The organism is Streptomyces sp. CC224B, from assembly GCF_030010595.1.
Lineage (GTDB): Bacteria > Actinomycetota > Actinomycetes > Streptomycetales > Streptomycetaceae > Streptomyces > Streptomyces longispororuber.
Genome location: NZ_JASCXL010000012.1, coordinates 37884 through 54779, shown reverse-complemented (window position 1 = coordinate 54779; position 16896 = coordinate 37884). Strand labels below are relative to the sequence as shown.

15 protein-coding genes are annotated in these 16896 nt (G+C 74.3%); 5 read left to right on the top strand and 10 right to left on the bottom strand.

All coding sequences use genetic code 11. The annotated features are described in order from the left end of the window. Positions 1–34: 34 nt before the first annotated feature. Together panC and QK440_RS07380 are read right to left on the bottom strand one after the other, a co-directional pair. The gene (gene panC, locus QK440_RS07385; protein WP_282792168.1) at positions 35–1036 is read right to left on the bottom strand and encodes a pantoate--beta-alanine ligase; all 1002 of its coding nucleotides are present in this window, start codon (positions 1034–1036) and stop codon (positions 35–37) included. Further along, a complete protein-coding gene (locus QK440_RS07380) occupies positions 1033–1944 on the bottom strand; it encodes a DUF2520 domain-containing protein (protein WP_282792210.1) in 912 nt (303 codons plus the stop codon). Before QK440_RS07380 ends, panC begins: the two co-directional genes overlap by 4 nt. A gap of 219 nt (positions 1945–2163) precedes the next feature. Between QK440_RS07380 and QK440_RS07375 the strand changes: the two genes are divergently transcribed. After that, complete coding sequence (locus QK440_RS07375; protein ID WP_282792167.1) at positions 2164–3438, top strand: beta-eliminating lyase-related protein; 1275 nt, start codon at positions 2164–2166, stop codon at positions 3436–3438. Here QK440_RS07375 and QK440_RS07370 read toward each other — a convergent pair. Next, positions 3398–3634, bottom strand: a complete 237-nt coding sequence (locus tag QK440_RS07370) for a hypothetical protein (RefSeq protein ID WP_282792166.1) — start codon at positions 3632–3634, stop codon at positions 3398–3400. The genes QK440_RS07375 and QK440_RS07370 overlap by 41 nt on opposite strands. 356 nt (positions 3635–3990) lie before the next feature. Here QK440_RS07370 and QK440_RS07365 point away from each other — a divergent pair, with 356 nt between their 5' ends. After that, positions 3991–5100 carry a DUF5937 family protein gene (locus QK440_RS07365; protein WP_282792165.1) on the top strand — a complete coding sequence of 370 codons (1110 nt, stop codon included), beginning with the start codon at positions 3991–3993 and terminating at the stop codon, positions 5098–5100. 35 nt (positions 5101–5135) lie between these two features. Here QK440_RS07365 and QK440_RS07360 read toward each other — a convergent pair whose 3' ends face one another. Then, positions 5136–5816, bottom strand: coding sequence for a response regulator transcription factor (locus tag QK440_RS07360; RefSeq protein WP_190134027.1), 681 nt, complete (start codon positions 5814–5816; stop codon positions 5136–5138). 137 nt (positions 5817–5953) lie between these two features. After that, positions 5954–7156 carry a sensor histidine kinase gene (locus QK440_RS07355; RefSeq protein WP_282792164.1) on the bottom strand — a complete coding sequence of 401 codons (1203 nt, stop codon included), beginning with the start codon at positions 7154–7156 and terminating at the stop codon, positions 5954–5956. Between the two features lie 106 nt (positions 7157–7262). Between QK440_RS07355 and QK440_RS07350 the strand changes: the two genes are divergently transcribed. Then, positions 7263–8420 (top strand): SAM-dependent methyltransferase, encoded by a 1158-nt coding sequence (locus tag QK440_RS07350; RefSeq protein WP_282792163.1) that lies wholly within the window; start codon positions 7263–7265, stop codon positions 8418–8420. On the opposite strand, the gene QK440_RS07345 is transcribed toward QK440_RS07350, so the two are convergent. Beyond that, the gene (locus QK440_RS07345; RefSeq protein WP_282792209.1) at positions 8385–9527 is read right to left on the bottom strand and encodes an NADH-quinone oxidoreductase subunit D; all 1143 of its coding nucleotides are present in this window, start codon (positions 9525–9527) and stop codon (positions 8385–8387) included. The genes QK440_RS07350 and QK440_RS07345 overlap by 36 nt on opposite strands. Before the next feature lie 126 nt (positions 9528–9653). Between QK440_RS07345 and QK440_RS07340 the strand changes: the two genes are divergently transcribed. Beyond that, the gene (locus tag QK440_RS07340) at positions 9654–10157 is read left to right on the top strand and encodes a PH domain-containing protein (protein WP_282792162.1); all 504 of its coding nucleotides are present in this window, start codon (positions 9654–9656) and stop codon (positions 10155–10157) included. A gap of 158 nt (positions 10158–10315) precedes the next feature. Next, on the top strand, positions 10316–11647 hold the full coding sequence (locus tag QK440_RS07335) for a PH domain-containing protein (protein WP_282792208.1): 1332 nt from the start codon (positions 10316–10318) through the stop codon (positions 11645–11647). Positions 11648–13118: 1471 nt separating this feature from the next. On the opposite strand, the gene QK440_RS07330 is transcribed toward QK440_RS07335, so the two are convergent. From QK440_RS07330 to QK440_RS07315, 4 genes are all read right to left on the bottom strand, one after another. Beyond that, positions 13119–14159, bottom strand: coding sequence for a hypothetical protein (locus QK440_RS07330; protein ID WP_282792161.1), 1041 nt, complete (start codon positions 14157–14159; stop codon positions 13119–13121). Between the two features lie 192 nt (positions 14160–14351). Then, positions 14352–15317, bottom strand: coding sequence for an ABC transporter substrate-binding protein (locus QK440_RS07325; protein ID WP_282792160.1), 966 nt, complete (start codon positions 15315–15317; stop codon positions 14352–14354). 110 nt (positions 15318–15427) lie between these two features. Further along, on the bottom strand, positions 15428–16108 hold the full coding sequence (locus QK440_RS07320; protein ID WP_282792159.1) for an ABC transporter permease: 681 nt from the start codon (positions 16106–16108) through the stop codon (positions 15428–15430). Next, positions 16105–16845, bottom strand: coding sequence for an ABC transporter permease (locus QK440_RS07315; protein ID WP_190134021.1), 741 nt, complete (start codon positions 16843–16845; stop codon positions 16105–16107). The genes QK440_RS07320 and QK440_RS07315 overlap by 4 nt, the downstream gene beginning before the upstream one ends. Positions 16846–16896 lie beyond the last annotated feature (51 nt).

Genomic DNA, 16896 nt, shown 5'->3' with positions numbered 1-16896 from the left:
TGGCCGGGGGCCCGGGCCGCCCGGGGGCGGGCGCTCATGCCGGGGCTCCGAAGGTCAGCGGGATGTTGTCGATGAGGCGGGTGGTGCCGACCTTCGCGGCGACGGCGAGCACCGCCTCCCCCTGGTGCCCCCGTGTGACCTGCTGGAAGTCGGACGGGTCGACGAGTGCCACGTAGTCGAGGACGAGGGGCGGCCGCAGCCGTGCCGCCTCGTCGAGGACCTGCCGCGCGGCCGCGAGGACGGCCTCGGGACCGGCGGGCGCGGCCTGGGCGACGGCGTGCGCGTCGGCGGCCGCGCGGGACTCGCCCAGCGCGTTCAGCGCGTCGGCGCGCTCCGGGGTGGCGGGGGCGAGGGCCGCCCGCGCGCGCAGGGCCTCCTGGGCGGCGTGCCGGTCGCGGCCCGCGAACAGGGCGCGGGAGAGCGCGAGCGCGGTGTGGCGCTCGGCGGGCGACAGGTAGCGGTTGCGGCTGGAGCGGGCCAGGCCGTCCTCCTCGCGGACCGTGGGGACGGCGACGATGTCCACGGGGAAGTTCAGATCGCGCACCATGCGGCGGATCAGGGCGAGCTGCTGGGCGTCCTTCTGGCCGAACAGCGCCACGTCCGGGGCGGTGAGGTGCAGCAGCTTGGCGACGACGGTGAGCATGCCGTCGAAGTGCCCGGGCCGGGTGGCGCCTTCGAGGACCGTGCCCATGGGGCCGGCGCTGAGGCGGACCTGGGGCTCGCCGCCGGGGTAGACCTCGTCCACGGAGGGGGCGAACACGACGTCGGCGCCCGCCTGCTCGGAGGTCTTGACGTCCGCCTCCAGGGTGCGTGGATAGCGGTCCAGGTCCTCGCCCGCGCCGAACTGCAGCGGGTTCACGAACACCGTGACGACGACCTCGCCGTCCCGGCCCGCCGCCCGGCGCGCCTCCCGGATCAGCGTGGCGTGGCCCTCGTGCAGGGCCCCCATGGTCATGACGACGGCCCGACGGCCCGTACGCGCGCGGGCGCGCAGCTCGTCGGCGGTGTGCAGCACCTGGATCGGCGTGCCGCTCATCGGTCTCCTCCGTCCGCCTCGCCGTCACGGAATCCGTCGGTGCCGCCCGCCGCCGCCCCGGGGCCCGCGAGCACGCCCAGCAGGTCCTCGGCTAGCTCCGGCTTGAGCAGGCCGTGCGCGAGGGCGCGGTCGGCGGTGGCGCGGGCCATGGCCAGATAGCCGGCGACGGTGCCCGGCGCGTGCTTGCGCAGCTCGGCGACGTGCGCGGCGACGGTGCCCGCGTCCCCGCGCGCGACGGGGCCGGTCAGGGCGGCGTCGCCGGAGCGCAGGGCGTTGTCGAGGGCCGCGCCGAGGAGCGGTCCGAGCATGCGGTCGGGGGCCGCCACGCCCGCATCCCGCAGCAGCTCCATGGACTCGGCGACCAGGGTCACCAGGTGGTTGGCGCCCAGGGCGAGCGCCGCGTGGTACAGCGGCCGGGCGTCCTCGGCGATCCACTCGGGCTCGCCGCCCATCTCGATGACCAGGGCCTCGGCGGCGAGCCGCAGCTCGTCGGGCGCGGTCACGCCGAAGGAGCACCCGGCCAGGCGCTGGACGTCCACCGAGGTGCCGGTGAACGTCATCGCGGGGTGCAGGGCGAGCGGCAGCGCGCCGGCGCGCAGCGCCGGGTCCAGGACCTTGGTGCCGAACCGCCCGGAGGTGTGCACCAGGAGCTGGCCCGGGCGCACCGCCCCGGTCTCGGCGAGGCCTTCGACCAGGCCCGGGAGCGCGTCGTCGGGGACGGTCAGGAGCACCAGCTCGGCGCGCTCCATGACCTGCGCGGGCGAGACGAGGGGCACGTCGGGCAGCAGTGCGGCGGCGCGCCGGACGGAGCTGTCGGACACGCCGGAGGCGGCCACGGGGCGGTGCCCGGCGAGCTGGAGCGAGGCGGCCAGGGCGGGGCCGACGCGGCCCGCGCCGACGACGCCCACGGTGAGCCGCGCGGGGCGGTCGGCGGGGTCCGAGCCCGTGTCCGATCGGGCGGAGTGCTGCTCCGGCCGGTGTGGTCCGTTCACGCGATGACGCCTTCCGTTCCAGTCCGCTCGGGGTACCGGACGATTTCTCGTCATGCTAACGCGATCGGTTGGCGCGGCGCCGTCGGCTGTCCACAGGCTGTGGGCATTCGTACGACCGCGCGGGATGATCTGTGGATGACCGCACACGACGCGCGGCGCGACGCGCCTCCTCCGCACGCGTCCCCTCCGCACGCGCCCGCCCCGCACGAGAGCAGCCCGCGGGGGAGTACCCCTCAGGAGAGCACCCCGCAGGAGAGCACCGGGGCCGCCGCGGCGGCGCCGGAGGAGTCCGACGAGCACGCCCGGCGCGTGGCGGCCGCCCGGGGCGCCCGGCGGCTGCTGTCCCGCCCGCCGGCGACCGTCCCGCTCGGTGAGCGCCTGACCGACCTCACCCAGGGCGCGGCGGACGTCGCCGACCTGGACCAGGGCGCCGACATGTACGGCGACGGGGTCGTCGCCGACCTGGAGGACGAGGTCGCGCGGCTGCTCGGCAAGGAGTCCGCCGCGTTCTTCCCGACGGGCACGATGGCGCAGCAGGTGGCCCTGCGCTGCTGGGCGGGCCGCACCGGCAACCCGGTCGTCGCCCTGCACCCGCGCTCCCACCCCGAGGTCCACGAACGCGGCGCCCTGGGCGCGGTGTCCGGGCTGCGCACGGTGCATCCCACGGACGCGCCGCGCCCGCCCACCGCCGAGGAAGTACGCGACGTCGAGGAGCCGTTCGGCACTCTGATGCTCGAACTGCCCCTCCGGGAGCCCGGTTTCCTGCTGCCCACGTGGGACGAGCTCCAGGACGTGGTGGCCGCCGCGCGCGAACGGGACGCCGTCGTCCACTTCGACGGGGCCCGCCTGTGGGAGTGCGTGCCGCACTTCGGCCGCCCGCTGGACGAGATCGCGGGGCTCGCGGACAGCGTGTACGTGTCGTTCTACAAGTCCCTGGAGGGCCTGGCGGGTGCCGCGCTCGCCGGTCCCCGGACGCTGGTCGACGAGGCGCGGGCGTGGCGGCACCGCTACGGAGGGCTCGGTTTCCAGCAGTTCCCGACCGCCCTGTCGGCGTTGCTCGGCGTGCGGCGGGTGCTGCCGCGCCTGCCGGAGTACGTGGCGCACGCGCGCGTGGTCGCCGACGCCCTGTCCGAGGCGTTCGCGGCGTCCCCGGTGCCCTGGTCGCGCGTGCACCCCGCACCGCCGCACACCCACCAGTTCCAGGTGTGGCTGCCGTACCCGCCCGACGTCCTGAACGAGGCCGCCCTCGCGCAGGCCGAGCAGACGGGGACCCTGCTGTTCTGGCGCTGGTTCCCGTACGGCCCGCCCGGCCTGTCCGTCACGGAGGTCACCGTGAACGGACCGGGCCTGGCGTGGACGGCTGGCGACGTCAGGGAAGCGGTCGCGGACTTCGTACGCCGGCTCCCCTGAGAGCGCTCACGAAGCGGGCGAGCCCGGCCCGCACGCGCCCGTGTGCGGGCCGTTCGCGGATCACGGCCTGGAACCGGCCGTAGTCGCGCACCTCGCGCACCACCTGCCAGTCGTGGACACCGGGGGCAGGCGGCGCGGCCTGGCCGTGCTGAGCGGCGCGGTAGCTGTCGAGCAGGAACTGCTGGGTGGCACTCATGGCATACGACCTTTCATGACAAAGGGTACTTAACGGGCAAGGGGAGGGCGACCGAGCCCGCCCCTCGTTCGCGGACGCGGTCCGAAGGGCGCGGAACGGTTCCTGAGGGTGCTGAGGGGTGCTGAGGGTGCTGGGATGACGGGGGCGGGCGAACGGGAGTGGGCGATCGGGGGGGACGGGGCGAGGCCCGTCCGTGCGGGGCGGCGCCGTCGCGGCCCCGACATCGCCGGAGCGGCGCCGTCGCGGCCCCTGCGATGACTCCACCCTGCCCAAGGCCGGGCGGCCAGGTCCCGTCGATTGACGCCAGTCGTCAATCGACGGCGGCGATGTCAGTGGCGCGGTGCACCATGGGGATCATGAGCGTGAGCATCGACATCACCGGCCTGGCGCCGGAGCGGGTCCATGTGGTGCCCTCGCCCCTCGCCGAGCTCGGCATGGCGCTGCACGCGCTGTCCGAGACCGGTCACCACCCGGGGCTGCAGGGCTGGGCGACGGCCGTCACCGCGCGCCTCGACCAGGGTCTCGCGGACCGCCTGTGCGAGGCGGACTTCCTGTGGCGGACGACGTTCTCGGACGTGTTCGCGCCCTTCGCGGGCCTGCCCGGCAAGAGCGCCCTGCCCGGGGCCACGCTCGCCGAGGAGCTCGACCAGCTCGACAAGCTGTCGGACGAGCAGTTCGTGGACGCCGCTCTGGAGTTCACCTGCCAGCTCGCCTACGACCAGAACCGCGTGACGGACCCGCTGCACGACCAGGACATGCGCCGCCACGCCCTGGAGCTGGCCGCCGCCCGGGGAGAGCACCAAGTGGCGTTCACCGAGCGGCTCCTGGACGACCCGCCCGCCGTGCGGGCCTGGTTCCGGCAGTTGATGCAGGACTGCGACGAGGCGTTCTTCGCGGACACCTGGGCCCGGGTGAGCCATCAGCTCGCCGCCGACGCCCGGCACAAGACGGAGCTGCTGCGCCGCAAGGGCCTCGGGGAGGCCCTGAAGGCGATGTCCGGGGCGGTGTCCCTGGACGAGGAGGCACGGCTGATCACGATCGACAAGATGGCCGTGGGCCGCACGAGGACCGGCGACGGCGGCCTCGTCCTGGTGCCGACCAGCCTCGGCTGGCCGCATGTGATGGTCCTGCACCGCTACGGCTGGCAGTCCTCGATCACCTACCCCATCACGTCCCCCGGCCTGACCGAGCCCGCCTCCGTGGAGCAGCTCACCCGCCGCATGGCCGCGCTCTCGCACCCGGTGCGGATGCGCCTCTGCCGCCACCTGGCGCGCGGGGCGTACACCACGGGTGAGCTGGCCGACGCCCACGGCATGACCGCTCCGGAGATATCCCGGCACCTGAGCGTCCTGAAGAAGGCCGCGCTGATCACCACGCGCCGCCGCGGCCGGTACGTGCAGCACCAGCTCGACCTGGGGGTGGTGTCCCGGCTCGGCAGCGAGTTCATCGAGGGGGTGCTGCGGTAAGGGTCGCTCCCCCAGGCCCAGGGACCCCGGGGCGCTCAGCCCGCGCCGCCGCCACCGCCCGCCCGCACCAGGCCCGTCTCGTACGCGAGCACCACCACCTGCACCCGGTCCCGCAGGCCCAGCTTGGTCAGGATGCGGCCGACGTGCGTCTTCACGGTGGCCTCCGACAGCACGAGCCGCGCCGCGATCTCGCCGTTCGACAGGCCCTGGGCGACCAGCACCATGACCTCGCGCTCGCGCTCGGTGAGCCGCTCCAGCTCCTTGAGCTGCGGCTGCCCGGACCCGCCGGGCAGCATCGGCGCGAACCGGTCGAGCAGCCGCCGCGTCGTGGACGGCGCCACCACCGCGTCACCGCTGTGCACGGACCTGATCGCGGCCAGCAGCTCGCCGGGCGGCACGTCCTTGAGCATGAACCCGGAGGCGCCCGCCTTCAGGCCCGAGAAGGCGTACTCGTCGAGGTCGAAGGTCGTGAGTATCAGCACCTTCGGCGGGTTCGGCGCCGAGCAGATGCGCCGGGTCGCCTCCACCCCGTCCAGCTTGGGCATGCGCACGTCCATCAGCACCACGTCGACCGGTGTGGAGCGCAGCACCTGGAGGGCCTCGACGCCGTCACCCGCCTCCGCGACGACCTCCATGTCCGGCTGGGCGGCGAGGACCATCCGGAATCCGGTGCGCAGCAGCACCTGGTCGTCGACGAGCATCACGCGGATGGACATCACACGGTCCCTTCGGGGTGGATCGGCGGCAGAGCGTCGGCGGGAGCGGGCCGCGGCCGCGCCCCACGGGCGGAGTCAACCACGGCACTGCGGTCCGGGTGTACCGGTGACCGGTGCCGACGTACCGGTGACAGGTGTCAGTGTGCGGGTTTGAGCGGCAGCAGCGCGCTGATGCGGAATCCTCCGCCCGGCCGTGGTCCGGCGTCCAGCGTGCCACCGACCATGCCCACGCGCTCGCGCATGCCGATCAGGCCGTGCCCGCTGCCGTCGGCGCCGCCGTCCTCGTACAGCTCGTGCGGGGCGCCCTTGCCGTCGTCCTCGACGAGCAGCCCGAGGCCGTCGTCGAAGTAGACGAGCCGGACGCTCGCCCCGGCGTTCTCGCCGCCGTGCTTGCGGGTGTTGGTGAGGGCCTCCTGCACGATGCGGTACGCGGTCAGCTCCACGCCGCTGGGCAGCGGGCGCGGCGTGCCCTCCACCTTGAAGTCCACCGGAAGACCGGCGCCGCGCACCTGCTCGATGAGCTCGTCGAGCTGCTCCACGTCCGGCTGCGGGACGTACTCCCCGCTCTCCTCGGGCTCGCCCGTGCGGAGTACGCCGAGCAGCCTGCGCATCTCGGCGAGCGCCTGCCGGCCGGTACCCGAGATCGTCGCGAGGGCCTGCTTGGCCTGCTCGGGCGCCGCGTCGAGGACGTAGGCGGCGCCGTCGGCCTGGACGACCATCACCGACACGTTGTGCGCGACGACGTCGTGCAGCTCCCGCGCGATCCGGGCCCGCTCGGCCGCCACCGCGACCTTGGCCTGCGCCTCGCGCTCCTTCTCCAGGCGGGCGGCGCGCTCCTCCAGCTGCGCGAGGTAGGCGCGGCGGGTGCGGATGGAGTCGCCGAGCACCCAGGCGAGCGCGAACGGCACGACGGTGAAGGCCGTGACGAAGACGTGGCCCCAGGTGCTCGCCTGCTCCTCCGGCCAGCGCATCTGCGCCAGCGGCGCGGCCGCGAGGCCCCCGGCGAGGGCGAACCGCGAGGCCCACTGGGCACCGTCGGCTGCGGCCGTGTAGATGATCACCAGCATGGCGAAGTTCGCCGGGTTCGGCTCCACGTCCAAGGCCAGCTGCGCGAGGCCGATCACCGCGGCCAGGACGAGCATCCGCTCCGTCATCCTGCGGCGCAGCGCCACGACGAGGGACAGGCCGAGCATGACCGGGATCACGACGAGCGGCGGCTCGTGGCCTTCGGTGTCGGCCACGGCCACCACGCTCAGCCCGGAGATCCCGAAGAGGACGAGCGCCCAGAAGGCGTCGACCCCCGTCGGGTGCCTGCGGAGAAAGTCATAGAGGCGCTGCACGTAACCCAGCGTAGGCAACCCGTCCGGGCCCCCGGGTCAACCCGAGGAGCGATCCGTGCCGCCGTCACGTACTCCCCAAGGTGGAGGCCCGCTTAGCCTTCTCGCTGTGACGCACGAGACGCGGGTACCGGCACGGGGCTGGCGGGAGGCCACCGAGGAGGCGCTGTACGGGCCGTACGGCTTCTACCGGCGGCCCGAGGGACCCGCCGGGCACTTCCGTACGTCCGTGCACGCCTCGCCCCTGTACGCGGCCGCCGTGGCCCGGCTCCTGTGCCGGGTGGACGCCGCGCTCGGGCACCCCGGGGAACTGGCGTTCGTGGACGTGGGCGCCGGTCGCGCCGAGCTGACCACCGGTGTCCTCGACCGCCTGCCCGCCGACGTGGCCGCCCGCACGCGCGCGTACGCCGTGGAACGCGCCGCGCGCCCCGAGGGCCTCGACCCGCGCGTCACGTGGTGCGCCGAGCCGCCCGCCGGTGTGACGGGCCTGCTCTTCGCCAACGAGTGGCTCGACAACGTCCCCCTGGACGTCGTGGAGGTCGCCGCCGACGGGGCGCCCCGCCGCGTCCTCGTCCACGACGACGGCACGGAGGAGCTCGGCGGCGCCGTGACCGGTCCGGACGCCGACTGGCTGGCGCGCTGGTGGCCGCTCGCCGCCGAGCCGGGGCTGCGCGCCGAGATCGGCCGCCCCCGGGACGCGGCCTGGGCGGCGGCGGTGGCGACGCTGCGCCGCGGGCTCGCGGTGGCCGTCGACTACGCGCACGCCCGGGGCGCGCGGCCGCCCTTCGGGACGCTGACGGGCTTCCGGGAGGGCCGGGAGACGGCGCCCGTACCGGACGGGAGCCGCGACATCACCGCCCACGTGGCGCTCGACGCGTGCGCCCTGCCCGGCGGGCGGCTGCTCACCCAGCGGGCCGCCCTGGGCGCCCTGGGCGTGCGCGGGGGCCGTCCGCCGCTGTCCCTGGCCGCCACCGACCCGGCCGCGTACGTCCGCGCCCTCGCGCGCGCGGGCGAGGCCGCGGAACTCACCGCGCGCGGGGGCCTCGGTGACTTCGGGTGGCTCCTCCAGCCCGTCGGCACCGGCGTGGAAGAGCTGCTCGCGGACGCGGGGCTGGCGGAACCGCTCACGGACGCGGGTCCGGAGGAACCGCTCATGGACGCAGTTCTGGAGGAACCGCTCGCGGACGCGGACCCAGGGGAGCTGCCCACCGGCCGTGCGGAGCCGGCGGAGCTACTTGTCGATGTCGCCGACCACGAAGAACAGTGACCCCAGGATCGCCACCATGTCGGCGACGAGCTGCCCCGGCAGGAGCTCGGCGAGCGCCTGGATGTTGTTGTACGAGGCCGAGCGGAGCTTGAGGCGGTACGGCGTCTTCTCGCCCTTGGACACCAGGTAGTAGCCGTTGATGCCGAGCGGGTTCTCCGTCCACGCGTACGTGTGCCCCTCGGGGGCCTTGAGGACCTTCGGCAGGCGCTGGTTGACGGGCCCCGGCGGCAGCTCGGCCATCCGGTCCAGGCAGGCGTCCGCGAGGTCGAGCGCGTTGTGCGTCTGCTCCAGGAGGCACTCGAAGCGCGCCAGGCAGTCGCCCTCCTCGCGGGTCACCACCTTCAGGACGCCGGCAAGGTCCCCGTACGCCAGATACGGCTCGTCGCGGCGCAGGTCGAAGTCCACGCCCGAGGCGCGCGCGATCGGACCGCTCACCCCGTAGGCGTGCACCGCCTCCGCGGAGAGCACGCCCACGCCGCGCGTGCGCCCCCGGAAGATCTCGTTGCCGAGCACCAGGCGGTCGTACACGTCCATGCGGGAGCGCACCGCGGCGACGGCCGCCCGCGCGCGGGTGGTCCAGCCCGCGGGCAGGTCCTCCTTGAGGCCGCCGACCCGGTTGAACATGTAGTGCATGCGGCCGCCGGAGATCTCCTCCATGACGTTCTGCAGCTCCTCGCGCTCCCGGAACGCGTGGAACACGGGAGTGATGCCGCCCAGTTCGAGCGGGTACGAACCGAGGAACATCAGGTGGTTCAGGACGCGGTTGAGCTCGGCGAGCAGCGTGCGGGTCCACACCGCGCGCTCGGGCACCTCCATGCCGAGCATCCGCTCCACGCCGAGCACCACGCCCAGCTCGTTGGAGAACGCCGACAGCCAGTCGTGGCGGTTGGCCAGCATCACGATCTGCCGGTAGTCGCGCGCCTCGAAGAGCTTCTCCGCGCCCCGGTGCATATAGCCCACGACCGGCTCCGCGTGCTGGATCCGCTCGCCGTCCAGGACCAGGCGCAGGCGCAGCACGCCGTGCGTGGACGGGTGCTGCGGGCCGATGTTGAGGACCATGTCGGTGCTCTCGGCCGCGCCGCCGACGCCGACCGTCGTCTCGGTCAGGTCCGTACCCGGCGCCGGCCGCACTGTCTGCGTGTTCCCGGGGTGCTCGGTCGTGGGGCTCATGCGCACAGTCTGACGTACGCACGCGGCCACGCCACTGTCAGATGCCGTACGTACGCTGGAGGCATGGAGACGGGGTCGGGGACGGCGGCGGGCGCGCCCGCCGGTGAGCCGGTGTGGACGGGGCTGCCGCGCGGGCTGCTGCGGATGCGCCGGATGCTGCTCGTGGTCTGGCTGGTGCCGCTCGCGGTGGCGGCCGGTGTGCTGCTCGGCCTGTTCGCCGGGCCCGCCTGGGCGGCCTTCGCGGTGCTGCCGCTCGCCCTCGCGGCCTGGGGCTGGCTGCTCCTGGAGCGCAACTGGCGCTCGTGGCGGTACGCCGAGCGCGCCGACGACCTCCTCATCAGCCGCGGCGTGCTGTGGCGCGAGGAGACCGTCGTGCCGTACGGGCGCATGCAGCTCGTCGAGGTCACCTCCGGACCCGTGGAGCGCTACTTCGGCCTCGCCGGCGTCCAACTGCACACGGCGGCCGCCGCCACCGACGCCCGCATCCCCGGCCTCGACCCGCAGGAGGCCGAGCGCCTCCGCGACCGCCTCACCGAGCTCGGCGAGGCCCGATCGGCGGGGTTGTGAGCGGGGCGCCGGGGGCCCGCGGAGAGCCCGCAGGGACGCCGGAGCCCGGGGCTCCCCTACCCGCGGGTGGTGCTGTGGCCGGTGGGGCCGGGGGAGCTGCGGGCGGTGCGGTGGCCGACGGGCCCGGGGGTGCTGTGAGCGAGGCGCCCAGTGCGGCGGTGGGCGGTGTGCGGGCCTGGGTCGCGGGGTCGGCTCCCGGCCCCGGGGAGCGGCGGCTGCACCCCGTGACGCCGCTGCGGCGGGCCTGGGCGCCGGTCGCCGTGCTCGTCGGCTGGGCCTTCCACGACCCGAACGGCACCCAGCGCCGCCTGGCCGACATGACCGCCGTCTCGCTCGCCCTCGTCGCCACGGCCGTCGTCGTCGGCGGCGCCCTGTACGGCTTCCTGAGCTGGTGGTTCACGCACTACGCCGTCACCGACACCGAGCTGCGCATCCGTACGGGCCTGCTGTTCCGGCGCACCGCGCACATCCGCCTCGACCGGCTCCAGGCCGTCGACCTGACCCAGCCGCTCGCCGCCCGCGTCGTGGGCGTCACCAAGCTGAAGCTGGACGTCGTCGGCACGGACAAGAAGGACGAGCTGGCCTACCTCGGCGAGCGCGACGCGGGCGCGCTGCGGGCCGAGCTCCTCGCCCGGGCCGCCGGATTCGCCCCCGAGACGGCCCGCGAGGTCGGCGAGGCGCCCTCCCGGCAGCTCCTGCACGTACCGCCGCGCATGCTCGCCCTGTCCGTCCTGCTCACCGGTGCGCCCTGGGCGCTCCTGCTCGCCGCCCTGGTCGTACCGACCGCCCTGTGGTTCGCGACCCACAACCCCTGGACCGTCGTCGTGACCGCGCTGCCCATGCTCGGCGGCGCCTTCGCCAGCAGCCTCGGCCGCTTCATCGGCGAGTACGACTGGACGGTCGGCGAGTCCCCGGACGGGCTGCGCCTGGACCACGGCCTGCTCGACAAGGCGCACGAGACGGTACCGCCGGGCCGTGTGCAGACCGTACGGCTCGTCGAGCCGCTGCTGTGGCGGCGGTTCGGGTGGGTGCGCGTGGAACTCGACGTGGCCGGCTCGGCCAACGGCGTGCTCGTGCCGGTCGCCCCGCGCGCCCTGGCCGAGGCGGTGATCACGCAGATCCTTCCCGGGGTACGGGTGCCCGGCCCCGACGAGCTGTCCCGGCCGCCCGCGCGCGCGGCGTGGTGCGTCCCGGTGTGGTGGAAGGGGCACGGGCTCGCCGTCACGGACGCGGTGTTCGCCGCGCGGCACGGGCTGTTCCGGCGGCGGCTGTCGCTGGTGCCCCATGCGAAGGTGCAGAGCGTACGGCTGGTGCAGGGGCCCTGGGAGCGGTTCAAGGGCGTCGCCGACGTGAAGGTGGACACCGGGGCCAGCAAGACGGTGACGGCGCGGTTGCGGCCTGCGGGCGAGGCGCGGGAGCTGTTGCGGGGGCAGGCGGAGCGGTCGCGGACGGGGCGTGGGGCTGCGCGGCCCGAGCGGTGGATGGCCTGAGGCCTGGCGGGGCTCGTCTTGCCCACCCGCCCACCCATGGCCACCTGGCTTCGCCTGGCTGGGGTCGGCGCGAAGCGCTGCAGCTGCGCCTTCGGCTGCCCGTCACCGACTTTCCCGCCCGCCCACCCATGGCCACCTAGCTTCGCCCGGTGCGGGTCGGCGCGAAGCGCTGCAGCTGCGCCTTCGACTGCCCGTCACCGACCTTCCCACCCACCCACCCATGACCACCTGGCTTCGCCCGGTCCGGGTCGGCGCGAAGCGCTGCGGATGCGCCTTCGGCTGCCCGTCACCGACTCTCCCACCCTCCCACCCATGACCACCTGGCTTCGCCCGGTGGGGGTCGGCGCGAAGCGCTGCGGATGCGCCTTCAGCTGCCCGTCACCGACTCTCCCACCCACCCATGACCACCTGGCTTCGTCTGGCTGGGGTCGGCGCGGGGCGCTGCGGATGCGCCTTCGGGTGTCCGCCACAGATCCCTGTTACCGCTCGCCTGTGGCTCCGGGTCGGGCCCAGCGTGGAGCGCTGCGGGTGCGTTTTCGGGTGCCTGTCACACAAGCCCCCAACTGTCCGCCCGCGACCGCCCTGCTTCGCCGGGCCCGGGTCTGGCGCAGCGTGCTGCGGGTGGGTCTTGAGGTGTCCGTTACCGAATCTCCCGCCCGCCTACCCGTGGCTGCTCGGCCTTGCCAAGGGTCGGGTTTGGTGTGCGATGCAGCGGGTGTGTCTTCGGGTGTCCGGCGCCGAGCGTTCTACCCGCCCGTCGGTGGCCGTCTGGCTGCGACAGGTCCGGGACACCGGTGCGGAGCGCTGCGGGCGCGCCCTCGTCGCAGGGGCCTCTGCCGGTCGTCCGTGCCATCCGGCTCGCTGGGTTCGCGGGCCGCGCTGGGCGCTGCGGGCGCGCTTTCGGCTTCCCGTCACAGGAATCTCCCCCCTCCCCGGACGCCTGTGACTGTCCGGCTCGACGGGTTCGGCCTGCGCGGAGCGGCTGCGGAGGCGTCCTCGGCTGTCCATCCCAGGCCCTCGCCGACCGTCCCTGCGATTTGGCTGGGCCATGGCGTCCGCCTTGATGCCTTCCAGGGTGGGGGCGGGTGGGTGGGCCCGCCCGGGCTGGGGGCGTGTGGCCGGGCAACGGGCCGGGCTCGACCGGGCCGCCGCAGGACCCGCGCCAGGGGTGGGGGCGGGTGTGTGGGCCCGCCCAGGCAGGGGGGCGTATGGCCGGGCCGCGGGCCGGGCTCGACGGGGCCGCCGCCAGGGTCCGCGCCGGGGCAGGGGGCGGGTGGGTGGGACCGGCCCGAGCGGGGCGGTGCCGCTCTGTGGAGGGCCGTGGCCAGAGCCGGGGCCCCGCCAGCTGGCAGTCCCGGCAGGGCGTTCGGCCACGCCACAGGGGCCGAGCCTGGCGAGAGGTGCCTCATGCCCCATGCCCCGCGCCACGGCCAGGGTGGGGCGGGCCCGTCCCGGGGGCCGGAGGGGCCGGTCAGGCCCGGAGGGCTGTGCGGAGGCCCTGCATGTCGATCTGCTCCGTCTCGTCGTGGGCGGTCAGGTCGATGACCTGGCCCACCCCGCGCTCCGCGGCGGTCGCCGCGTCCGCGGGCTTGAACTCGGCCTCGGCCTCCGCCTTGTGCACCGCGAGGGCCTCCTCGCCCACCACGTCGGCGAGGTCCTCGTTCTGCACGGCGTCCAGCTCGGCCGGGGCCGTGCTCTTCGCCGCCGTGCTCTTCGTGCCGAAGAAGTCGAAGCCGCCCTCCTCGGCGGGCTGACGGACCTGCGCCGGCGGCACGACGGCCGCGGCGGCCGGGACCGTCACGTGGTCGTGGCCGTGGTCGGCGGCGGCCCGCTCGTGTCCGTCCCCGTCAGGCTCCTGCGCGTGGGCGTCCCCGTGCTCGTCCCCGGGCCCGGCGGGCTCTTCACTCCCTTTGGCGGTGGCCTCCCCGTCCGGCCCGGCCGGGGCCGTGAGGCCGTCCAGGGCCGCGTTGGCCCTGCCGTACAGCGCCGCCGTCAGTGTGCTCGTACCGGCGGGGACCGCCTCGTCCGAGGTGCCGCCGGTGAGCTCGAGCGGCGACGTGGTCTCCATCGCGAGCAGCCGCTGCCCTTCGAGGGCGCTGGCCCGCTCGGTCTCCGCCGTCGCGTACCGGCGCAGCAGCGCCGCGTGCTCGTTACGCAGCGCGGCCAGCTCCGCCCGCTTGGCGCGCAGCTTGTTCTCCAGCTTGGCCCGCAGGGCGCGCGCCTCCTCGAGGTCGGACTCGCACTCCGCTATCCGCTCCTCGTACCGCCACTCCTCGCTCGCCCGCACCCGGCCGAGCTCGGCGACCCGCTTGCCCGCGGCCCGGTCCCAGCGGCGCATCACGACCGAGCCGGCGACGGCGCTCGCGGCCGCGGCGGCGGCAAGACCGCGCAGGACGACGGGTTCCGCGAACAGCCAGGCGCCGCCGGCGCAGACGAGGGAGAAGCCTGCGACCGCCGAGGGTGGAAGCAGCCTGTGCAGCGGTGGGGAATGGCGGTGACGTCCACGTGGCATGGCCAGAAACTTACCGCGCGTAGGCGAAGTCTGGTGCCTCGCCCGCCAAAATCCCGGTGCCCCCACCGCAACTCCCCGCCCTGCCGCGCTTCTTCTTCTCCGACCGGTCACTCCATCTCCTCCGGCTGGATTCCGCAACCCGGCACGCGCACCGCGCGCTCGCTTCGCCCCTACGCCGCGCCTCCTTCCCGTTTACTTGTCGATCAGGCCCTTGGACTTCAGATAGTCCGCGGCGACGTCGTCCTCCTTCTGCCGCTCCTCGTCGACCTTGCGGTTCAGTTCGATGAGGTCCTCGGTCGTCAGCGTCCTGGTGAGCTTGCCGAGCGCGGCCGCCACCTCCTTGCCGCCCGCCGACTTCCCGTTCACGACGGGGAGGATGTTGTCGGCGTTCTGGAGCTTCTTGTCGTCCTCCAGGATCACCAGGCCGAAGTTCTTCAGCGTCGCGTCCGTGGTGGTGGTCAGGACGAGCTGGTCCGTGCCGTTCTTCACGGCCTGCTTGGACTGCGTGGTGCCGACGCCCTTGGGGTCGATTCCGGCGACGTCGATGCCGTACTTCGCCTTCAGGCCCGGCGCGCAGAACGGCCGCGTCTCGCATTCGTCGCCGGCGGCGATCCTGACCTTCTCGCCCGACCTGCCGAGGTCGGAAAGCGTCTTGAGCTTGTGTTCCTTCGCGTATTTCGCGGTGACGGCGAACGCGTTCTGGTCCACCGCCTTGCCCGCGGGAAGCACCTTGAGGCCCTGCGGCTCGGCCAGCTTCGTCAGCGCGCGGACCGTCGTATCAAGATCACTGGAGGCGACCGGCTTCGCGTCGGCGCCGTTCTTCTTCCGGTTGAGGAATTCCGCGAGCGTGGCCGCGTATTCGGGTGCGACGTCGATGGAGCCCTTCTTCAGCTCGGGCTCGTACACCTCGCGGTTCTGCACGGTCTTCACCGACGCGTCGTAGCCGGCGTCCCGCAGGACGCCCGCGTACAGCTCGGCGAGCACCTTCTGCTCGGTGAACCGCGCCGACCCCACCACGATCTCGCCCTTGCCGCCGCCCGAGCCCTTGTCGTCGTCCTCCAGGCTGTCGCCGCCGCACGCGGCGAGCCCCGCGCCCAGCGCCACGACGGCCGCGGCCGTCCCTGTCATACGCCGCGCGCGACGCGTCCTGCTGTTCATCGGTGAACCACCATTCGAGAGTGACGAGGTCCGGGGCCGGGCCCCGGGGCCTGGGGAACCGTAAGAGTCGGATGGGTCGGAAGGGTTGGGAGGATTGGGGGACCGGGTCGTCAGCCGCTCACGCGGGACCGTCCCCGCATCGGGTCGAAGACCCGCCCGAGCAGGACGAGCACGCCCTCCACGACCAGCGCGAGCACCGCGACCAGGAAGGCGCCCGCGACCACCTGCGGGGTGTTCTGGAGGTTGAACCCGGCGGTGATGATCCGGCCAAGGCCACCCTCCCCCGCCATCGCGGCGAGCGTCGCCGTGGCCACCACCTGTACGGCGGCCGACCGCACACCCGTCATGACCAGCGGGTACGCCAGCGGCAGCTCGACCCGGGCGAACACCTGGCGGCCGCTCATGCCCATGCCGCGCGCGGCCTCCACCACCGAGCGGTCCACCTCGCGCATGCCCACGTACGCGTTCGTCAGGAGCGGCGGCACGGCGAACAGCACCAGGGCGATCAGCGTCGGCACGTCCCCGTGCTCCCCGAGCGGGGTGAGCGTGAGGAGGATGAGCACCGCGAGCGTCGGCACCGCGCGGCCCACGTTCGAGATGTTGACCGCGAGCGCGCCGCCCTTGCCGATGTGCCCGAGGAGGAGTGCGACGGGCAGCGCGACGGCGCACGCCACGGCGAGGCACACCCCGCTGAAGTACAGGTGCTCGGCGAGGCGGTGCCACACCCCCTTCTCGCCCTGCCAGTTGGCTGACGTGGTCAGCCAGTCGTAGGCACCGGATATCGCGTTCATACGGGCTCAGCCACCTTGCCCACCCCGGGGGCCGCGTCCGCCGTGCGCGCGGAGCGGCCCGTACGTATGCGACGCGCCCGCGTCCAGGGCGTCAGCCAGTACTGGAGGGCGAGCAGCAACAGGTCGGCGGCGAGCGCGAGCAGCACGCACAGCACCGACGCCGTGAGGACCTGGGCCTTGAACTGGGTGTCGAGGCCGTCGAGGATCAGCGTGCCGAGGCCGCCGTAGTCCACGATCGCGCCGACCGTGGTGAGCGCCACCGTGGACACCGTGGTGATCCGTACGCCGGCGAGTAGCGCGGGCAGCGCCAGCGGCAGTTCGACCTCCCACAGCAGCCGCACCGGGCCGTAGCCCATGCCCCTGGCCGCCTCTCTCGCCTCCTCGGGGACGGCGCGCAGGCCCGCGAGGATGTTGCGGACCAGGATCGTCAGCGAGTACAGGACCAGGCCTGTGATCACCAGCGACACGGAGAGGCCGAAGAGCGGCAGCAGCAGCGAGAACATCGCCAGCGACGGGATCGAGTACAGCACCGTCGTCACGCCGAGGATCGGCGCGGCCAGGAACCGCCAGCGCCGGGCGAGCAGCGCGAGCGGCAGCGCCACCGCGACGCCTATCGCCACGGACGCGGCGGTGATGCCGATGTGCTGCACCGTCGCGTCGGTCAACTCCTGGCTGCGCGAGCGGACGTACTCGCCGCAGATCCAGTCGTTCGTCACGAGACAGTTCCGCTTGCTCACCCGCCCCGCCTCCCCCGATTCCCCGTCGGCCATGCCGGCCGGTCCTGTGCT

Coding starts and splice junctions, on each gene's coding strand:
- QK440_RS07360 (WP_190134027.1), bottom strand. CDS start 5,816: ATGTCCATCCGCGTGATGCTCGTCGACGACCAGGTGCTGCTGCGCACC.
- QK440_RS07325 (WP_282792160.1), bottom strand. CDS start 15,317: ATGAACAGCAGGACGCGTCGCGCGCGGCGTATGACAGGGACGGCCGCG.
- QK440_RS07365 (WP_282792165.1), top strand. CDS start 3,991: ATGAGCGTGAGCATCGACATCACCGGCCTGGCGCCGGAGCGGGTCCAT.
- QK440_RS07370 (WP_282792166.1), bottom strand. CDS start 3,634: ATGAGTGCCACCCAGCAGTTCCTGCTCGACAGCTACCGCGCCGCTCAG.
- QK440_RS07330 (WP_282792161.1), bottom strand. CDS start 14,159: ATGCCACGTGGACGTCACCGCCATTCCCCACCGCTGCACAGGCTGCTT.
- QK440_RS07320 (WP_282792159.1), bottom strand. CDS start 16,108: ATGAACGCGATATCCGGTGCCTACGACTGGCTGACCACGTCAGCCAAC.
- QK440_RS07375 (WP_282792167.1), top strand. CDS start 2,164: ATGACCGCACACGACGCGCGGCGCGACGCGCCTCCTCCGCACGCGTCC.
- panC (WP_282792168.1), bottom strand. CDS start 1,036: ATGAGCGGCACGCCGATCCAGGTGCTGCACACCGCCGACGAGCTGCGC.
- QK440_RS07340 (WP_282792162.1), top strand. CDS start 9,654: ATGGAGACGGGGTCGGGGACGGCGGCGGGCGCGCCCGCCGGTGAGCCG.